17 protein-coding genes are annotated in these 17,003 nt (G+C 74.9%); 6 read left to right on the top strand and 11 right to left on the bottom strand.

What is annotated here, in order from left to right; genetic code table 11:
- The first annotated feature begins 233 nt into the window (after positions 1–233).
- The gene (rsgA, locus tag PUR56_RS36665) at positions 234–1,364 is read left to right on the top strand and encodes a ribosome small subunit-dependent GTPase A (protein WP_380515383.1); all 1,131 of its coding nucleotides are present in this window, start codon (positions 234–236) and stop codon (positions 1,362–1,364) included.
- Between the two features lie 171 nt (positions 1,365–1,535).
- Here the strand turns inward: rsgA and PUR56_RS36670 are convergent, their stop codons facing one another.
- Positions 1,536–1,991: an ASCH domain-containing protein gene (locus PUR56_RS36670; RefSeq protein WP_329952133.1), complete on the bottom strand. Its 456-nt coding sequence runs from the start codon at positions 1,989–1,991 to the stop codon at positions 1,536–1,538.
- A gap of 216 nt (positions 1,992–2,207) precedes the next feature.
- On the opposite strand from PUR56_RS36670, the gene PUR56_RS36675 reads away from it, so the two are divergent.
- Together PUR56_RS36675 and PUR56_RS36680 are read left to right on the top strand one after the other, a co-directional pair.
- Positions 2,208–3,722, top strand: a complete 1,515-nt coding sequence (locus PUR56_RS36675) for a DNA-3-methyladenine glycosylase 2 family protein (RefSeq protein ID WP_329952134.1) — start codon at positions 2,208–2,210, stop codon at positions 3,720–3,722.
- 125 nt (positions 3,723–3,847) lie between these two features.
- Positions 3,848–4,333, top strand: coding sequence for a methylated-DNA--[protein]-cysteine S-methyltransferase (locus PUR56_RS36680; protein WP_329881946.1), 486 nt, complete (start codon positions 3,848–3,850; stop codon positions 4,331–4,333).
- 75 nt (positions 4,334–4,408) lie between these two features.
- Here the strand turns inward: PUR56_RS36680 and PUR56_RS36685 are convergent, their stop codons facing one another.
- A complete protein-coding gene (locus tag PUR56_RS36685) occupies positions 4,409–4,927 on the bottom strand; it encodes a GNAT family N-acetyltransferase (protein ID WP_329952135.1) in 519 nt (172 codons plus the stop codon).
- 58 nt (positions 4,928–4,985) lie between these two features.
- On the bottom strand, positions 4,986–5,501 hold the full coding sequence (locus PUR56_RS36690; RefSeq protein ID WP_329952136.1) for a MarR family winged helix-turn-helix transcriptional regulator: 516 nt from the start codon (positions 5,499–5,501) through the stop codon (positions 4,986–4,988).
- A 142-nt stretch (positions 5,502–5,643) separates the two neighbouring features.
- Between PUR56_RS36690 and PUR56_RS36695 the strand changes: the two genes are divergently transcribed.
- Positions 5,644–7,209, top strand: a complete 1,566-nt coding sequence (locus PUR56_RS36695) for an MFS transporter (RefSeq protein WP_329952137.1) — start codon at positions 5,644–5,646, stop codon at positions 7,207–7,209.
- A gap of 73 nt (positions 7,210–7,282) precedes the next feature.
- Here the strand turns inward: PUR56_RS36695 and PUR56_RS36700 are convergent, their stop codons facing one another.
- From PUR56_RS36700 to PUR56_RS36710, 3 genes are all read right to left on the bottom strand, one after another.
- On the bottom strand, positions 7,283–7,993 hold the full coding sequence (locus PUR56_RS36700) for a DUF305 domain-containing protein (RefSeq protein ID WP_329952138.1): 711 nt from the start codon (positions 7,991–7,993) through the stop codon (positions 7,283–7,285).
- Complete coding sequence (locus tag PUR56_RS36705) at positions 7,990–8,667, bottom strand: DUF3105 domain-containing protein (protein ID WP_329952139.1); 678 nt, start codon at positions 8,665–8,667, stop codon at positions 7,990–7,992. Before PUR56_RS36705 ends, PUR56_RS36700 begins: the two co-directional genes overlap by 4 nt.
- Before the next feature lie 142 nt (positions 8,668–8,809).
- Positions 8,810–9,361 (bottom strand): hypothetical protein, encoded by a 552-nt coding sequence (locus tag PUR56_RS36710; protein WP_329952140.1) that lies wholly within the window; start codon positions 9,359–9,361, stop codon positions 8,810–8,812.
- Positions 9,362–9,643: 282 nt separating this feature from the next.
- Here PUR56_RS36710 and PUR56_RS36715 point away from each other — a divergent pair, with 282 nt between their 5' ends.
- Complete coding sequence (locus PUR56_RS36715) at positions 9,644–11,365, top strand: hypothetical protein (RefSeq protein WP_329952141.1); 1,722 nt, start codon at positions 9,644–9,646, stop codon at positions 11,363–11,365.
- 40 nt (positions 11,366–11,405) lie between these two features.
- On the opposite strand, the gene PUR56_RS36720 is transcribed toward PUR56_RS36715, so the two are convergent.
- Positions 11,406–12,014 carry a TetR family transcriptional regulator C-terminal domain-containing protein gene (locus tag PUR56_RS36720; protein WP_329952142.1) on the bottom strand — a complete coding sequence of 203 codons (609 nt, stop codon included), beginning with the start codon at positions 12,012–12,014 and terminating at the stop codon, positions 11,406–11,408.
- Positions 12,015–12,189: 175 nt separating this feature from the next.
- Between PUR56_RS36720 and PUR56_RS36725 the strand changes: the two genes are divergently transcribed.
- Positions 12,190–12,414 carry a hypothetical protein gene (locus PUR56_RS36725; protein WP_329952143.1) on the top strand — a complete coding sequence of 75 codons (225 nt, stop codon included), beginning with the start codon at positions 12,190–12,192 and terminating at the stop codon, positions 12,412–12,414.
- Between the two features lie 163 nt (positions 12,415–12,577).
- On the opposite strand, the gene PUR56_RS36730 is transcribed toward PUR56_RS36725, so the two are convergent.
- From PUR56_RS36730 to PUR56_RS36745, 4 genes are all read right to left on the bottom strand, one after another.
- Complete coding sequence (locus PUR56_RS36730) at positions 12,578–13,081, bottom strand: FxLYD domain-containing protein (protein WP_329952144.1); 504 nt, start codon at positions 13,079–13,081, stop codon at positions 12,578–12,580.
- 337 nt (positions 13,082–13,418) lie between these two features.
- Complete coding sequence (locus PUR56_RS36735; protein ID WP_329952145.1) at positions 13,419–14,462, bottom strand: agmatine deiminase family protein; 1,044 nt, start codon at positions 14,460–14,462, stop codon at positions 13,419–13,421.
- A 65-nt stretch (positions 14,463–14,527) separates the two neighbouring features.
- Positions 14,528–16,249, bottom strand: a complete 1,722-nt coding sequence (locus tag PUR56_RS36740; protein ID WP_380362936.1) for an urease subunit alpha — start codon at positions 16,247–16,249, stop codon at positions 14,528–14,530.
- Positions 16,246–16,956, bottom strand: coding sequence for an urease subunit gamma (locus PUR56_RS36745; protein WP_329881929.1), 711 nt, complete (start codon positions 16,954–16,956; stop codon positions 16,246–16,248). Before PUR56_RS36745 ends, PUR56_RS36740 begins: the two co-directional genes overlap by 4 nt.
- Positions 16,957–17,003: the final 47 nt, after the last annotated feature.

Consider the following 17,003-nt stretch of genomic DNA (forward strand, 5'->3'; position numbering starts at 1 on the left):
CGGTTGGCAGGCGGGGGCGGCTTGGCTACGGTGTGAGTCGTCCGGTTCGGGCCGTGCCGATGCCGGTCCGAGGAGAGAAAGCAGGAGGTGGGTCCCATGGCCACGACTGTCATGACGGCTGCCCTGGGCAGCGCCCGCATCCACCTCTCCCTGCCGGCCGTCGGCTGACGTAGCCCCTCGCACGTGCAGCCGCAGCCCGGCGGGATCACTTCCCTCCCGAAGGGCCCACTGCGTTGTTCAACGCTGCCTCCGCTTCCGTTTCCTCTTCTCTTCCCGTCTCCTCCTCCCACGAGGACTCCCCGCTGGCCGGGTACGGCTGGACGGCCGAGCTCGACGACCTGTTCGCGCCCCTCGCCGAGGCCGGTCTGACGCCTGCCCGGATCGTCCGGGTCGACCGTGGCCAGTGCGACGCCGTCCTGACCGACCCGGAGACCGGCACGCTGCGCACCGTCCGGGCCGACACCCGGCCGGTCGGCGACGCCGACATGATCAACTGCCCCTGCACCGGGGACTGGGCCGCCGTCGACCTCACGGCCCGGCCGATGGCCACCGTCGTGGCGCTGCTGCCGCGGTCCACCGCGATCATCCGCAAGGTCGCGGGCAAGCGCTCCGACGGCCAGGTGCTGGCCGCCAACGTCGACACCGTGGTGATCGCCGCGTCGCTCGCCGCCGAGCCCGACCTGGGCCGGATCGAGCGCTTCCTCGCCCTCGCCTGGGAGTCCGGCGCCGAGCCGCTGGTCGCGCTCACCAAGGCCGACCTGGTCGACGACGCCGACTTCATCCGGGCCGACGTCGAGGCCGCGGCGCCCGGCGTCACCGTGCTGGTGGTCAGCGCCGAGACCGGCGAGGGGGTGGACGTGCTGCGCGCCTGCACGCCCGGCACCACCGCCGTGATCGGACAGTCCGGCGTCGGCAAGTCCACCCTGACCAACGTGCTCGCCGGGGCCGACGTGATGGCCGTCCAGCAGGCCCGCGCCGTCGACCAGAAGGGCCGGCACACCACCACCACGCGCGAGCTGGTCCCGCTGCCCGGCGGCGGGGTGCTGATCGACACGCCCGGTCTCCGCGAGGTCGGCCTCTACGGCGGCGAGGGCGTGGCACTCGCCTTCGCCGACATCGAGGAGCTGGCCGAGGACTGCCGCTTCCACGACTGCAACCACCACACCGAGCCCGGTTGCGCGGTGATCGCCGCGCTGGCCGAAGGGAGCCTCCCGGAGCGTCGGCTGGAGAGCTACCGCAAGCTCCAGCGGGAGGGCGAGTGGATCGCCTCCCGCTCGGACGCCCGGCTCGCGTCGGCCCGGCTGAAGAAGTGGAAGACCATCACCAAGTCGATGCGCGCGGCGGGAGGTCCCGTGAAGCGGTGACGTCCTGCTCCGCAGCCGGTCGGCCGGTCGGTCGGTCGGTCGGTCGGTGGTGGCGGCGGGCGGCGGGTCCCCTGGGGGCTCGTCCCTCCGCCCCGCCGACCGTGGCCGCCCAGCCGCCGGCCTGCCCCGCTGACGCCCGCCCGCCCGCCTGCCCGGCCGGCCAGGCGGGCGTCAGCGGAGGTCGGCCACCAGCCGGAAACGCTCCAGCACGACCGGGGTGACGTCGTCCACGGTGAAGTCCGGGTCGCCGAGGGCCGCGCGCAGCTCGTCGCCGTGCCAGAACCGCTCGTGCGCGGCCCGCCACTCCGCGACCGTCGCATAGCCCTCGCCCTCGTCCAGGGCGTGCTGCAGTCCGACCTCGCCGAGCAGGACGACCCGGACGTCCGTCGTCTCGGTCACCGCGACGACCCGCCCGGCCGAGTCGACCACCGCGCCACGGGTACCGGCCCTGGGGAGCGGCTCCCCCTCGTGCTCGTACTCGACGACCAGCCCGGTGGTGCTGGTCTTGGCGCCGGAGAGCACGGCCGCGACCAGCTTGTCCCGGAGCGGTCCGGGGAACGCGAACCCCTCCACCCGCAGCCCGGCGATCCGAGGGTCGTCCGGGCCGGTGTAGGACTGCTCGGGCATGCGGGGCTCCTCAGGACGCGGGTCGGCCGGGGTCGGCCGGGGCGGGATCGAGCGCAGCGTAGCCGTTCCGCCGTCGGGTGGCGCGCGGTTTTCCGACCGGTCGGGCGGCGGCTCGGCGGGCCCGTCCCGCCCGCCGCCCCGGCGTCCCCACGGGTCCGGACGGTCACGTCCGATTTCCGCCAGTCGAGCCCCCTCCGGTGCCGCAGACTGGACAGCGTGATCGACGACGACATCCGGTACCGAGCCGTGGACAGCCGGGACGCCCGCTTCGACGGCGTCTTCTTCACGGCTGTCACCTCGACCGGGATCTACTGCCGGCCGAGCTGCCCGGCCGTGACCCCCAAGCGCGTCAACTGCACCTTCTACCCCAGCGCCGCCGCCGCCCAGAGCGCGGGCTTCCGGGCCTGCCGCCGCTGCCGCCCCGACTCCGTCCCGGGCTCGCCGGAGTGGAACCACCGGGCCGACCTGGTCGGCCGCGCGATGCGGCTGATCGGCGACGGCATCGTGGACCGCGAGGGCGTCGCCGGCCTGGCCCAGCGCCTCGGCTACAGCTCCCGCCAGCTCCAGCGTCAGCTCACCGCCGAACTCGGCGCCGGCCCGATCGCGCTGGCCCGTGCCCGCCGGGCGCAGACGGCGCGGCTCCTGCTCCAGACCACCGAGCTGCCGGTCACCGAGATCGCCTTCGCCTCCGGGTTCGCCTCCGTGCGGCAGTTCAACGACACCGTCCGCGAGGTGTACGACCGCACGCCGAGCGGCCTGCGCGCCGAGGTCACGGCGGGCCGGCGGACCGCCACCCCGGCGGGCGGCCTCGCCCTGCGGCTGGCCTACCGGGGCGCCCTCGACAGCGACCACCTGATCGACTTCCTCGCCCTGCGCGCCGTCCCCGGCGTGGAGGAGGTCGTGCCCGGCTCCCGGCCGGGCGTCCGCACCTACCGCCGCACCCTCGCGCTCCCGTACGGCCACGGCATCGCCGAGGTGGACGGCCTCGCCCCCGGCCAGCCGCGTGCCCGCGGCTGGCTGGACTGCCGGCTCTTCCTCACCGACCTGCGTGACCTGCCGACCTCCGTCCAGCGCCTGCGGGTCCTGTTCGACCTGGACGCCGACCCGCTCGCGGTCGACGACCAGCTCGGCGCCGACCCGCTGCTCGGCCCGCTGGTCCGGGCCCGCCCGGGCCTGCGCTCGCCCGGCCACGTCGACCCGCACGAGCTGGCCGTCCGGGCCGTCCTCGGTCAGCAGGTCACCGTCGTCGCGGCCCGTACCCTGGCCGGCCGGCTCGCCGTGAAGTACGGCTGCGCGCTGCCCGAGCCCAGCGGCGGGCTGCGGCTGCTCTTCCCGACCGCCGCCGCCCTCGCGGTCGCGGATCCCGAGGACTTCGCGATGCCGGCCGCCCGTCGCCGGGCCCTCACCGGCCTCTGCGCCGCCCTCGCCGAGGGCGTCGTCCGGCTCGACGGCGGGGTCGACCGGGAGGAGGCGGCCGCGCAGCTGCTCGCCCTGCCCGGCATCGGCCCGTGGACCGTCGGTTACCTGCGGATGCGGGCCCTCGCCGACCCGGACGTCTTCCTGCCGACCGACATCGGCGTCAAGCACGGACTGCTCCGGCTCGGCGCCGACGGCGACCCGAAGTCCGCCGCCCGCACGGCCGAGGCCTGGGCCCCCTGGCGCTCCTACGCCCTCCACCGCCTCTGGGCGGGCCCGGCCACCGACCCCAGCACTGGAACGGAGAACACCTGACGATGAGCACCACCGAGCAGACCAGCACCGAGCCGAGCACCACCGAGCACACCGAGCAGACCGGCACCGAGCAGACCGGCACCGAGCCGAGCACGGCCGGCGCCGGCACCACCGTCTTCACCTTCATGGAGAGCCCGTTCGGGCGGCTGATGCTCAGCGGCGTCCGCCCCGTGGACGGCGGTCCGGCCGCGCTGGCCACCGTCACCGCCCCCGGCCAGAAGTACGCGCTCGCCGAGCCCGACGACGACTGGGTGCACGATCCGGACGCGCTGACCGAGCCGGTGGCCCAGCTGACCGCCTACTTCGCCGGGGAGCTGACCCACTTCGACCTCCCGCTCGCCCCGGTGGGCACCGACTTCCGCCGCCGGGTCTGGGCCGCCCTCGACCGGATCCCGTACGGCGAGACCGTCACCTACGGCCGGCTCACCGCGCTGGCGGGCGAGTCCCCGAAGGCCGTCCGCGCGGTCGGTGGCGCGGTCGGTGCCAACCCCCTGCTCATCGTCCGCCCCTGCCACCGCGTCCTCGGCGCCAACGGCGCCCTGACCGGCTTCGCCGCCGGGACCGACCGCAAGCGCTGGCTGCTGGACCTGGAGAGCGGCGCCCTGTTCTGAGCCCGGCCCCACCGGCTACACCGGCCGGCCGGCGGTGCGGTACGCGGACGGTCGGCGGCCCGCCGCGGGAGCCGGTCAGGCCGGGTCGGCCGTCAGCGCCACGCGCCAGTCGTTGCTGCGCATCCGGCGGCCGGGCGGGAACTCGAAGTCGGTCTCGCCGAGGAGGGTGAAACCCGCCTTGCGGCAGACCGCGTTGGACGCGGGGTGGTCGACGGACGGGAAGGCGTGCAGCCAGGGGTGGCGGGCGGTGCGGGCGGCGGCCCGTACGGCGGCGCGGGCCGCCGCCGCGGCGATGCCCCGGCCCTGGTGGCCCGGCAGGACGTTCCAGCCCATCTCGTAGACGGTCGCGCCCTGCCAGTCGCGCTCGGCGTAGCCGACGCTGCCGACGGCCTCGTCCTCGGGCTCCAGCACGATGCGGTACATGCAGCCGATGCCGGACGGGACGAGGTCCAGGTAGCGGCGGTGGCGGACGAGCATCCGCTCCTCGCTCTCGGGGCCGCCGACGTGCGCGCGCATGTCCGGGGTGTTGATCCGGCGCAGCAGCCCGAGGTCCACGTCGGTCCAGGGTTCGAGACGGAGGAGGGAGGGGTCCATGGCCGGACGGTAGTCGGCGGTGCGGCCTCCGGCGACCGGTTTTCGCGGTGTCCGCTGCTCAGAGGACCGGTTCGGCGAGCGCCCGGGCGAGGTTCTCCAGGGCGGGCAGGGCGTGCATGACGGCGTCGCGGTCGGCGGGGGTCAGGGCGTCGAGCGCGGTGGCGATGCGGCGCTCGTGGGCGTGCTGCCAGTCGTCGAGCTGGCGCCGACCGGCCGGGGTGAGGGCGATCCGGGCGGTGCGGCGGTCGCCGGGGTCGGCCTGGCGGTCGACGAAACCGGCCTCCAGCAGTTTGCCGACCAGACCGCTGACGGTGTTCGGGGCGAGCCGTTGCCGGGCGGCCAGTTCGCCGACGCGCAGCGGGGCGGCGGCGAGCGTCTGGAGGAGCTCGACCTGCGCCATCGGCAGGGATTCCCAGGGGTAGTCGGTCCGGATGCTGCTGCGCAGGGTGCGGCGGAGCCGGGTGACCACGTCGGTGAGCCGTCGGGCGCGTTCGACCGCCGCGGTTTCCGGGTCCTGGGGGCCGACGACGGCCGGCCCGGAGGCGGGTTCGGGAACGGGTGGTGACGACGGCATGGCGGACAGCGTAGCGCCTGGTGCGGACGGTCTCCGACGGCCTTGATCCGGTCGACGGCGATCGATCCCGGTCGTCGGCCGCCAGATCGCACACCGATCATCTCGTAGAGAGAACATATCTGCATCCGATATATTTCGCCGTATGAACGCCGCGTCCACCCTCGCCACCCGGCTGCTCACCGAGCACCCCCGGCCGCGCGGCATAGCCCGCCGACGGCACGCCCACTGGCTCGCCGTCGCCACCGTCTGCCTGGGCGCCTTCCTCGGCCAGCTCACGGCCAGCGTCACCGCCCTCGTCTACCCGGAGCTCCAGCGCCACTTCCACACCGGATTCGCCGCCGTCGAGTGGGTCGCCCTCGCCTACCTCCTGGTCCTGGTGGCCCTGCTCGCGCCGGTCGGGCGCCTCTCCGACCTGGTCGGCCGCAAGACCGTCTACCTCGGCGGGTTCGCCGTCTTCGGCCTCGCCTCGCTGGGCGCCGGGTTCGCCGGCGGACTCGGGACGCTGGTCGCGTGCCGGGCGGTGCAGGCGGTCGGCGGCGCCATGATGCAGGCCAACAGCGTCGCCCTGGTCGCGCGCGGCGTGCCCGGGCACGCGATGCGACGGGCGCTCGGCGTCCAGGCGACCGCCCAGGGACTGGGACTGGCGCTCGGGCCCAGCCTCGGCGGGCTGCTGGTGGAGCACGCGTCCTGGCGCTGGGTGTTCTGGGTCAACGTGCCGATCAGCCTGGTCGGCATCGTCGCGGGCTGGTTCCTGCTGCCCCGGACCCGCCCCGACGTCCTTCCCGCCGCGGCCCCGTCCGCCGCCCGTCCCGGCACGCCGGGCCCGCGTCCGTTGCCACGTCCGGCCCCACGTCCGGGCGGCCTCCCCGGCGCCCGGACCGCCGCGCGCCTCCCGCGTCCGCGCCGGGCCCCCGACTCCGACGGTGGCGCCGGCCGCTTCGACCTGCCCGGTCTGCTGTTGCTCACCGGCTCGTCCACCGCCCTGCTGCTGGCCCTCTCCGCCGCCTCCGGCCTGCCGCTCCCCGGCTGGGCGGTGATCGGACTGCTGCTCGCCGCCGTCCTGCTCGCGTTCGGCCTGGTCCGCCAGGAGCGCCGGGCCACCCGGCCGATCCTCGCGCCCGGCCTGGTCAACACCCCCGGAGTCCGGCCCGGCCTCGCCGTCTCGCTGATCGGGTACCTGCTGCTGTTCTGCCCGCTGGTGCTGGGCCCGGTCCTGCTCGCCGAGTCGGGCCTGCCGACCGCCGGGGCCGGCCTCGTGATCACCCTGCTCCCGGCCGCCTTCGCGGTGGCCGCGTCGGCCGGCGGCGCGCTGCTCCCGCGCAGCTGGACGGACGTCGCCCGGTGCCGCTTCGGTGCCGCCCTCGCCGGGACGGGTCTGCTGTGCTGCGCGCTGCTCCCGGCCGCCGGCGCGCCCGCCCACCTGCTCGCCCTGCCCCTGGCGGTCGTCGGCTGCGGGCTCGGTGTGCTGCTGCCGGCCAACAACGCGCTGGTGATGCGGGCGATCCCGGCGGAGTGCTCGGCGGTCGGCGGCGGCATGGTCAACATGGCCCGCAGCCTCGGTACGGCGCTCGGTACCGCGTTGCCGGTGCTCGGCGTCCACCTGGCGGGCCCGGCGCTCGGCGGCCGGTCGGTGCTGCTCCTCCTCGCCGGGGTCGCCGCCCTCGCGGTGGCGCTCACCCGCCCGGTCCGTCCGGCGGTCCGCCGCTGAGAGGACGGGAACGGCCGGGGCGGCGGACGGGTCCCCCGTCCGCCGCCCCGGCCGTGCCGTGCTGTTCCGTCGCTCAGGAGGCGGGCACGCCGGGGGCGGCGCCGCGCTCCTGGAGCATGTCCGTCATCAGCTGGATCTCCGAGTTCTGCCCGACCACCATCGACCGGGCGAGCCGCTTCTCGGTCTCGTTCTTCGCCACGTCGACGTAGCCCTGGGCCATCTCCACCCCGCCCTTGTGGTGCTCCAGCATCAGCTGGAGGAAGAGCACCTCGGCGTCCTGCCCGCTCAGCGAACGGAGCTTGGCGAGCTGGGTGTTGGTGGCCATGCCGGGCATCAGCGAGCCGTCGTGCGCCTCGTAGGTGTGCTTCATGCCCATCCACGCCATCGGCTTGGCCGGCGAGTGCTGCGGGAGCCCCCACTGGTCGAGCCAGCCCATCATCATGCCGCGCTGGTTGGCCTGGGTGTTGATGATGTCGAAGGCGAGCGTGCGGGTGTGCCCGTCCGTGGTCCGGTCGCGGACGATGAACGACAGGTCCACCGCCTGCTGGTGGTGGGTCGCCATGTCGCGGGCGAACCCGGCCTCCGGGGAGTCGTCCGCCGGCGCGGAGGCCGAGGAGGATCCGGAGGCGGACGTGCCGCCGGCCACCAGGGCCGGCACACCGAGCGCGAGGGCGAGCGCCGCCGCCAGGGCGGCGGGCCACCAGAGCCGCTTGCGCGACGTCGCGGGGACGAGGTCGTCGTCCCCGAACTCCTCCTCGCCCGGTGTCACGTCGGGGGCGGTCACATCGCCCCCATGGTGCAGGAGGCCCCGGGCTCCTGGGTCTGCTTGCCCTGGACGTACTTGGTGAAGAACTGCTCCACCCGCGGGTCGGAGGCGCTGTCCACGGTCAGCTGGGTGGACCAGGCGTTCAGGGTGATGGTGCCCTGCTCGTCCGGGTACGGGCTCATCAGCGAGTACGGGGTGGCCTTCACCTTGGTCGACAGGGCCTTGATGTCCTCCGGGGTGGCCTTGCTGTTGTAGGTCACCCAGACGGCTCCGTGCTCCAGCGAGTGGACGGCGCGCTCGTTCTCGACCGGCTGGTCGTAGACGGTGCCCATGCAGTCCAGCCAGATCGCGTTGTGGTCGCCGCCGACCGGCGGGGTCTGCGCGTAGGTGACCTTCTCCTTGACGTGGTTCCGGGTCAGCTCGCCGAAGGTCTGAACGCCGTCGATCGGGGCGCTGGCGGCGACCTCCTTGGCCTTCTTGTCCTTGTTGGCGTCGACCACGATCCAGGTGCCGGTGGCTATCGCGGCGATCACCAGCACGCCGGCGACCGATCCGGCGAGGACCTTGTTGCGACGGTCGCGGCGCTGCTCGGCCGCGCGCAGCTCGGCGATCCGGGCGCGGCGGTCGAGACCGGCCTGCTTGGCGCCCGGCTTGTTCGACTGTGCCTTGGACTGCTTGGAGGCGGAACCCATGTGGTGTCCTTGTCCCCACCGCACATCGGGCGCGGCGGTCTGAAGAAGTGGCGGGATGGGGCGGATCCGCCGGTCCCGTCCGTCCGTCGGCCCGCACGGGAGCGCGGGCGGGTGGCACGGGAGGGCCGGCGGCGGGTTCCGCTCAGGACCGGTGTACTTGGAGTTCGTGCAGGTCGGGCGCGGGGTGCGGGCCGACCAGCAGCCCGGCGGGCACCACCCGGGGCAGTGCCTCGGGAGCCTCCGTCAGGGGTGCCGCCGCAGGTTGCGGGTGCGGCGGCGGGTTGGGGAGCTGGGCGTCCTGGGCGCAGTACGGGTGACCGGAGCAGCCGTTGTCGCGATGCGGCGGATCACCGTCGACCGAGCACCACGTCCAGTGCCGGTGGCTCTCCGCGCGGACGCGGTCGCCGACGGTCTGCGGCGTGGTGGCCGGGCCGGTGGTGGTGGTGCGGTGTCCGTGATCGGGCGCCGGGGTGGCGGCCGGTGCGTCCCGGAAACCGGTCGGCGGGCCGACCAGGGGGCCGGCCGGGGCTGCCGCCGGTGCTTCCGGCCGCTCGGTCGTGACGGCCCTGGCGTGGCCCGCGCACGGGAGCGCCGTCAGCAGTCCGGCGAGCAGCAGGATCCACAGCGCGCCGACCGGGCGACCCGCGAGTGCGGTCCTCCACGGTCGGGGTGTGCTGGGGGCCGACGCGGTCATGCGCACATTTAATCAGCCGAACGAGTGAAGCGAGCCCCCTCCCGGGTTCTCACTTTCGGTGGCCGACGGGCCGGAATCCACCGGAAACACCCTGGCCGGGGCGGTTCGGGCGAGCACGGGAGGAACGGAAACGAAACGGACGGCGAATCCGGTGATCGATATCGGTCGATGTGTGCGCGGTTGTCGTCGAAACCCGGACAGCGTCGTTGCCCTCGGAGACAATGTCGTCGAGCCCGGCCCGCCCGGGGGCGGCGCGATCACGGAGCGACCAGGAGCCGCCAGATGACCAAGCAGGGTGCACCCGCGCAGCAGCCCCGGCCGGACGACGGCTGGTGGGACACGGTCTACGCGGGCCCGGCGGGCACCCTCCCCGACACTCCGGACGCGACGCCGGGTGAGGGCAGCGTCGACGACTGGTTCGAGACGGCGGCCGGGTTGATCGGGCACCAGCGGAGCGGGGAGGACGCGGCCACGCAGCCCGAGCCCGAGCCCGGCCCTGGCCCTGAGGCGGCGGTCGGGGCCGATCCGGTGGCCGACACCCAGGTGCTGGAGCGGGACAGCATCGACGACTGGTTCGACACGGCGGTCGGCGTGATCAGCCCGCAGCCCTCGGACCCCGGAGAGACGCACCGCTTCCCCGCCCCGCCCTGGGCGGACGACGGGCCCGTGAAGAGCCCGGGGGCATCGGCACCGGCATCGGCACCGGCACCGGAACAGCGCCCGGCCGCGCCGCCGGAGCCGGCGTCGGAGCCGGAGCCCGCCGCGGAGCGGCCCGACCTGCGGAGACCGGAGCCGGAGCCGGAGGCCGCCCGTGTGCCGGAACCCCGGCCCCGGCCGGAACCGGCCGTCGCCGAGGAACCGGTCCCCGCCTCTGCACCGGTGCCGGTGCCGGTGCCCGAATCGGTGCCGGCCGTCGCCGAGCGGCCCGAGCCGGACCCCGCGCCCGAGCAGGCTCCTGCCGCTACCCCCACCGCCGCGCCCGCGCCCGCCCCCGCGCCGCGTCCCGCCGTGCGGGCAGGCCGGCCCGGCACCGCGCCCGCCGTCCCGCACGTCGGCGAGCGGCCGCCCACGTACGGGCCCGAGCCGACCGCCGTTCCGGAGGCGGACCCGGGCGCGCTGGGTTCCGTCGTCGCCGACACCGTGCTGGAGGGCGCCCAGTACGCCACCACCACCCTGCGCGCCACCTCCGTCCGCGGAGACTCGGCCCGCTACCGCGGCGAGCCGCGGCGCGACGCCCTGCTGGTGACCCGCTTCGGCGAGGGGACCGACGGCCTGCTGCTCGCCGTGCTCGGCGGCTTCGACCGGGCAGGCCCGGCCGGTGGTCCGGCGGCGGAGGAGGTCGCCGTCGCCGCCGCCGAGGCCTGCCGTCAGCTCGCCGCCTCGATCGGGCGCAGCCGGACGGGCCTCGCCGCCGACCTGCGCGACGGCGCCCGGGACCGGCTCCGGTACGGCCTCCAGCGGCTCGCCACCGGCGCGTCCGCCCCGCTGCGCGCACTCGTCCCGGACCCGGACCCGGCTGCGGACCCGGCTGCGGACCCGGCTGCGGACCCGGCCTCCGCGACCGGCCCGGACGGGGAGGTCGAACCGCCCCCCGTGTCGCTGCACTGCCTGCTGGTCTCGCTCGACCCGGCGGCGGGCTACCGCGCGGCGTTCGGGGTCGGCCCGGGCGGGCTGTACCTGTTGCGTTCGGGGCACTGGATCGACGCGTACGCGGCGCGCCTGCTGCACCACCCGGACGGTCAGCCGCCGGTGCCCGAGGGACAGGTGCCGGGTGCGCGCCCGTTCCGCTTCCGGATGGTTCCGGCGACGCCCGGCGACATCCTGCTGCTCTGCACCCCGGGTCTGGCGCGGCCGATCGCCGACGAGCCGGCGGTCGCGCACTTCCTGGCCTCGCACTGGGCGCACCCGCATCCGCCGGGCACGGTGGACTTCCTGCGCCAGGTCCAGGTCCGCGCCAAGGGCTACGCCGACGACCGCACCGCCGCCGCGGTCTGGACGGAGTAGGCGCGGACCGTCCCGGCCCGGCTTCCGGTGCTCGCCCCGCTCAGGCGGGCGTCGTGCCCAGCAGGGTGCCGCAGGCGGATTCGGCGAGGTGGAGGGCGCGGGGGCGGAGGGCGCCGGGGAGCCCGAGGGCGAGCGGGACGGCGAGGCCGTCGAGCAGGGCGCGGATCTGGCTGGCACGCTCCGCGGCGTCGCCGGGGGCGAAGCGGCCGGCGGCGGTGCCCTCCTCGATCAGGGCGACGAGGTCGGCCTGCCAGGGGGCCTCGATCTCCAGCTGTCCCCGGCGCAGTTCCTCGCCGGCGGGGGAGCGGCCCCACACCTCGACCCAGAGGATCCAGCGCGGGTCGCCCGGGCCCTCGGGCAGGTAGAGCGCCGTGTACCCGGAGAGCCGTGCACGGACGTCCCGGCCGCCGTCGGCGAGCAGGTCCCGGCGGCGGGCGCCGAGCTGGTCCTCGCTCCAGCGGAGGGTCTCCAGCAGGAGCTGGTCCTTGCTGCCGAAGTAGTAGAGCAGGTGGCCGGCGCTCATCCGCAGCTCCCTGCCGAGGCCGGCCATGGTGAGCTTGGCCAGCCCGTGTTCGGCGATCGCGGCCCGTGCGGTGGCGAAGACCTCCTCGCGGGGGCGTGCCGGTCGGCGGGGGCGGGCGTCCGCCATCTGTCCTGCTCCTCTGGAACCTGGGGGCGGCACGGGAGACCCGCGGGAGGCCACCACGATACCGGCCGTGTCCGGGAGGCCACGGAGGGGGACGAGGGCCGGTTCGGCCCGCGCTCCTGCGGGTACGTACCAACCACGCCGATCAACAGGACCATCCCGATCGGAGGGGATGCCCATGGCCACACTGATCGCCCTGTTCGCGGGGCTCGCGGTGATCGTGACCGGACTGTCGCTCCACCTTCGCCGCCGTCACAGCCGTCCCACCGAGAACCTCGACGGCCTGCTCGCCGAGCAGGAGCGGCTCGCCCAGCTGCGGGCCCTCCGCTCCTCCTACAGCTCGATCGCGATGCACAGCACGCACGGGCTCACCACCGACGACATCGGGAGGTACCACCGGTAGCCGCCCCCACCGCCCAAGGCCCTGGTGCCGACGACGGACGCGCGCGCCGGTCCAAGGTGCCCGGCGCGCCGCGTCGGCTGTGGAGCGGGACCCGTGGAGGGCGGCCGGGAAAGGCAGGCCCCCGCTCGGCTGCGGCCGGCGGGGGCTCGATCGCGTCCGGGGATCAGAGCGAGGCGTACCGGGTGACGTTGGTGACCTTGCAGCTGATCTTGCCCTTGGTCTCGACCGCGCCTTGCGCCTTGAGGGTGGCGGCCTGGCCGGCGGCGAGGTTGTTGGTGGCGGCCAGGCCTTCGCCGATACGCGTACCGGCCGCGTCGACGAACTCGACCTGGATCATGTAGTTGCTGCTCTTGCTGCTGCGATTGGTGACCTTGAGCTGCGCGGACGGCCAGTGCAAGGTGGCGTCGACGTCGCAGGAGGTGAGTTCGACGTCGCCTGTGGCGTCGGCGTTGCCGGGTGCTGCGGGCAGGCTCGGCACGGCGGTGGGCAGGGTCGGCACTGCGGCGGGCAGCGTGGGTGCGGGGGTGCCCGGGGCGGGGGGTGCTCCGGCGGTGGTGGCCTCGACGGCGGGGCCGGTCGGCGTGCTGGTGGTGGTGCTGGGGTCGCACGCGGCCAGGCCGAGGACGGCGAGGCTGACGGCGGTGATGGCGAGGGTGGTGCGGCGCATGGGTCCCCCTGGGACACGGCGGGTCGTGGTGAGGGGACCGTATCGGCGCGCACCGGGGCCGCGACGTGGTGTGACGGAGCTGTGACCAAACTGGAAACGGTAAAGGGCCTTCCCGGCCCGTGAGTTGCCCCGGTGCCGATCCGCCGGTCGTGCCGGAACGTCCTGCTTCGGGGCCGTCGGGGTCGGACCGTTGCGCGACGGTCCGACCCCGGCTCTTTCATGATCTAGCGGGAGGGGCCGGGAGGAGGCCACGGCAGGGGGCTGCGACCTCGTCCCGCCGGCGTCCGCCGTGGCGATGCGACGCCCCGGCCTGTCATGATGTCGACCTGAGGGACCGTCACGCCTTCGGCTGCTGCTGGGTGATGCAGTGGACGCCGCCGCCGTTGGCGAAGATCTCGCGGGCGTCGACCAGTTCGACCGTGCGGCCGGGGTAGGCCGCGCCGAGGACGGCGGCGGCCTCCTGGTCGCGCGGGTCGTCGAAGGCGCAGAGCACGACGACGCCGTTGGCGACGTAGTGGTTGATGTACGAGTAGTCCACCGGCTCGCCGTCCTCGTCCGACAGGACGGTGGGGGCGGGCAGTTCGATGACCTCCAGCTGTCGGCCCCGGGCGTCCGTGGCGGCGCGCAGGATCGCCACCAGCTCCCGGCACACCTCGTGGTCGGGGTGCGACGGGTCGGGCTGGACGTGGGCGACGACGACGCCCGGGCGGACGAAGGCGGCGACGATGTCGATGTGGCCGCGGGTGCCGAACTCGTCGTAGTCGCGGGTGAGTCCGCGCGGCAGCCAGATCGCCTTGGTGGTGCCGAGGAAGGCGTGCAGCTCGGCCTCGACCTCCTCCTTCGTCCAGTCGGCGTTGCGGCCCTCGCCGAGTTGGACGGTCTCGGTGACCAGGACGGTGCCCTCGCCGTCGACGTGGATGCCGCCGCCCTCGTTGATGAGCCGCGAGGCGAACCGCCGGACACCGGTCAGTTCGCCGATGTGCTCGGCGACGTGCTGGTCGTTCTCCCAGCGGGCCCAGGACTGGGCGCCCCAGCCGTTGAAGATCCAGTCGGCGGCGGCCAGGCCGCCCTTGCCGTCGATCAGGAAGGACGGGCCGATGTCGCGCATCCAGGCGTCGTCCAGCGGGCGCTCGACGATCTCGACCTCCTCGGCGACGTACTTGCGCGCCTCCGCCGTCCCGCCCGTGTTGACGACCAGGGTGACCGGCTCGTACCGGACGACGGTGTTGGCGACCGCGGCCCAGGCCTCGCGCGCCGCGTGCAGGTGCTCCGGGGTGTCGAAGGTCGGGTTGTCGGTGGGGAACGCCATCCAGGTGCGGTCGTGCGGGTGCCACTCGGCGGGCATCCGGTAGCCGAGCGAGGCGGGGGTGGGGGTGGTCATCGTCGTGTTTCCTTGCGGGGCGGGTGAGGGTGGCCGGGGGGAGGGGGAGTCGGGTCGGAGGTCGGTCAGAGGAAGTAGAGGCGGCTGAGCGAGACGCTGTCGGCGGGCTCGGAGCGCAGCGGGGAGCCGTCGAGCGAGACCAGGCCGGTCTCGGTGACGTCGACGCGGCCGATCCTGGCGTTGCGGACCATGTCGCGCGGACCGATGCCGCGGGTGTTGCGGACGCCGACGCGTCGGCGTCGGGTGGGCAGGCCGTCGGCGGCCTTGTCGAGGTAGGCGCCGTCGGCGGCGGCCTGGGAGACGAAGGCGACGGAGAGGTCGGCGGCGGTGGCGCCGTGGGCGCCGAACTGGGGCCCGAGGACGAGGGGTTCGCAGCGGTCGGTGGAGGCGTTGGGGTCGCCGACGACGCCGTAGGCGGGGAAGCCGGCCTTGAGGACGAGCTGGGGCTTGGCCCCGAAGTGGTCGGGGCGCCAGAGGACGATGTCGGCGAGCTTGCCGACCTCGATGGAACCGACCTCGTGGGCCAGGCCGTGGGCGATGGCGGGGTTGACGGTGAGCTTGGCGATGTAGCGCAGGACGCGTTCGTTGTCGTCGCCGCCCTCGGTGGTGCCGTAGGAGCCGGTGCCGTCGAGGGGGCCGAGCTCGGCCTTCATCTTGCCGGCCATGGCGAAGGTGCGGCGGACGGTCTCGCCGGCGCGGCCCATGCCCTGCGCGTCGGAGGAGGTGATGCCGATGACGCCGAGGTCGTGCAGGACGTCCTCGGCGCCCATGGTGCCGGCGCGGATGCGGTCGCGGGCCATGGCGGCGTCGCCGGGGAGGTCGACCTTGAGGTCGTGGGCGGAGACGATCATGCCGAAGTGCTCGCCGAGGGCGTCGCGGCCGAAGGGGAGGGTCGGGTTGGTGGAGGAGCCGATGACGTTGGGGACGCCGGCCATCTTGAGCACGTTGGGGACGTGTCCGCCGCCGCAGCCCTCGATGTGGAAGGCGTGGATGGTGCGGCCGTCGAGGACCCTGAGGGTGTCCTCGACGGAGAGGCACTCGTTGAGGCCGTCGGTGTGCAGGGCGACCTGGACGTCGTACTCCTCGGCGACGCGCAGGGCGGTGTCCAGGGCGCGGGTGTGGGCGCCCATGTCCTCGTGGACCTTGAAGCCGGAGGCGCCGCCCTCGGCGAGGGCCTCGATCAGGGGGGCCGGGTCGGAGGAGGAGCCGCGGCCGAGGAAGCCGATGTTGACCGGCCAGGCGTCGAAGGCGTTGAAGGCGTGCCGCAGGGCCCAGGGCGAGTTGACGCCCACTCCCCAGACCGGGCCGAACTCCTGGCCGATGACGGTGGTGACGCCGGAGGCGAGCGAGGCCTCCATGATCCGCGGCGAGAGCAGGTGCACGTGGGTGTCGATGGCGCCCGCGGTGGCGATCATGCCCTCACCCGAGACGATCGTCGTCCCCGTCCCGACGACCACGTCGACGCCGTCCAGGGTGTCCGGGTTGCCGGCCCGGCCGATCGAGGCGATCCGGCCGCCGATCAGGCCGATCGAGGTCTTCCGGATGCCCTGGACCGCGTCGATCACCAGGACGTTGCTGATCACCACGTCGCAGGTGTCGCGGACGGCGGCGGGCTTGAGGTGCAGGCCGTCGCGGGCGGTCTTGCCGAAGCCGGCCAGGAACTCGTCGCCCGGCGCCTGCGAGTCGGACTCGACCCGGACGATCAGGCCGGAGTCCCCGAGCCGGACCCGGTCCCCTGCGCGGGGGCCGTGGACGGCGATGTAGTCGTGCGGGGTGATGGCGGTCACGACTCGACCTCCGCGTCGTCGAAGCCGGTCAGGTATCCGGTGGCGCGGGCCTTGGCCAGCGCGGCCTCCTTGGCGCCGGGCGCGTCCAGCGGGCCGTCCACCAGGCCCGCGAAGCCGATCGCGACCCGGCCGCCGCCGATCGGGACGAGGCCGACCTCGACGGTGGCGCCCGGGTCGAAGCGGACCGAGGAGCCCGCCGGCACCGCGAGGTGGGTGCCGTAGGCGGCGGCCCGGTCGAAGGCCAGCCGGGGGTTGGCCTCGAAGAAGTGGAAGTGCGAGGTGACCGAGATCGGCACCCCGGAGGTGTTGTGGACGGGCAGGACGACGGTCTCCTCGACCGGGTCGTAGCCCGCGCCGTCGCCGGCCAGCGCGCCGCCGGGGGCCTCGTCGCCGAGCGAGCCGGCGCCCCGGAACGGGTCGTTGACCACGGCGAGACGGGTGCCGTCGTCGAAGACCGCCTCGACCTGGACCACGGTGACCACGTCGGGCACGCCGGGCAGGACGTCGTCGGCGCCGAGGACCGAGCGGCCGGCCTCGACGGCCTCGGCCAGGCGCCGGCCGTCGCGGGCTGCCTCGCAGACGGTGTCCGCGATCAGCGCGGTGGCCTCGGGGATGTTGAGGCGCAGGCCTCTGGCTCGGCGGGCGCGGGCCAGCTCGGCTGCTGTGAAGATCAGCAGCCGGTCCCGCTCGGTGGGGGTCAGTCGCACGGTTCCTCGCTCGCGGTCGCCGGGGAGGGTGGGTGGGCGGTGGGGCC

This window comes from Streptomyces sp. BE303 (assembly GCF_036290945.1).
In the GTDB taxonomy this organism is placed as follows: domain Bacteria; phylum Actinomycetota; class Actinomycetes; order Streptomycetales; family Streptomycetaceae; genus Kitasatospora.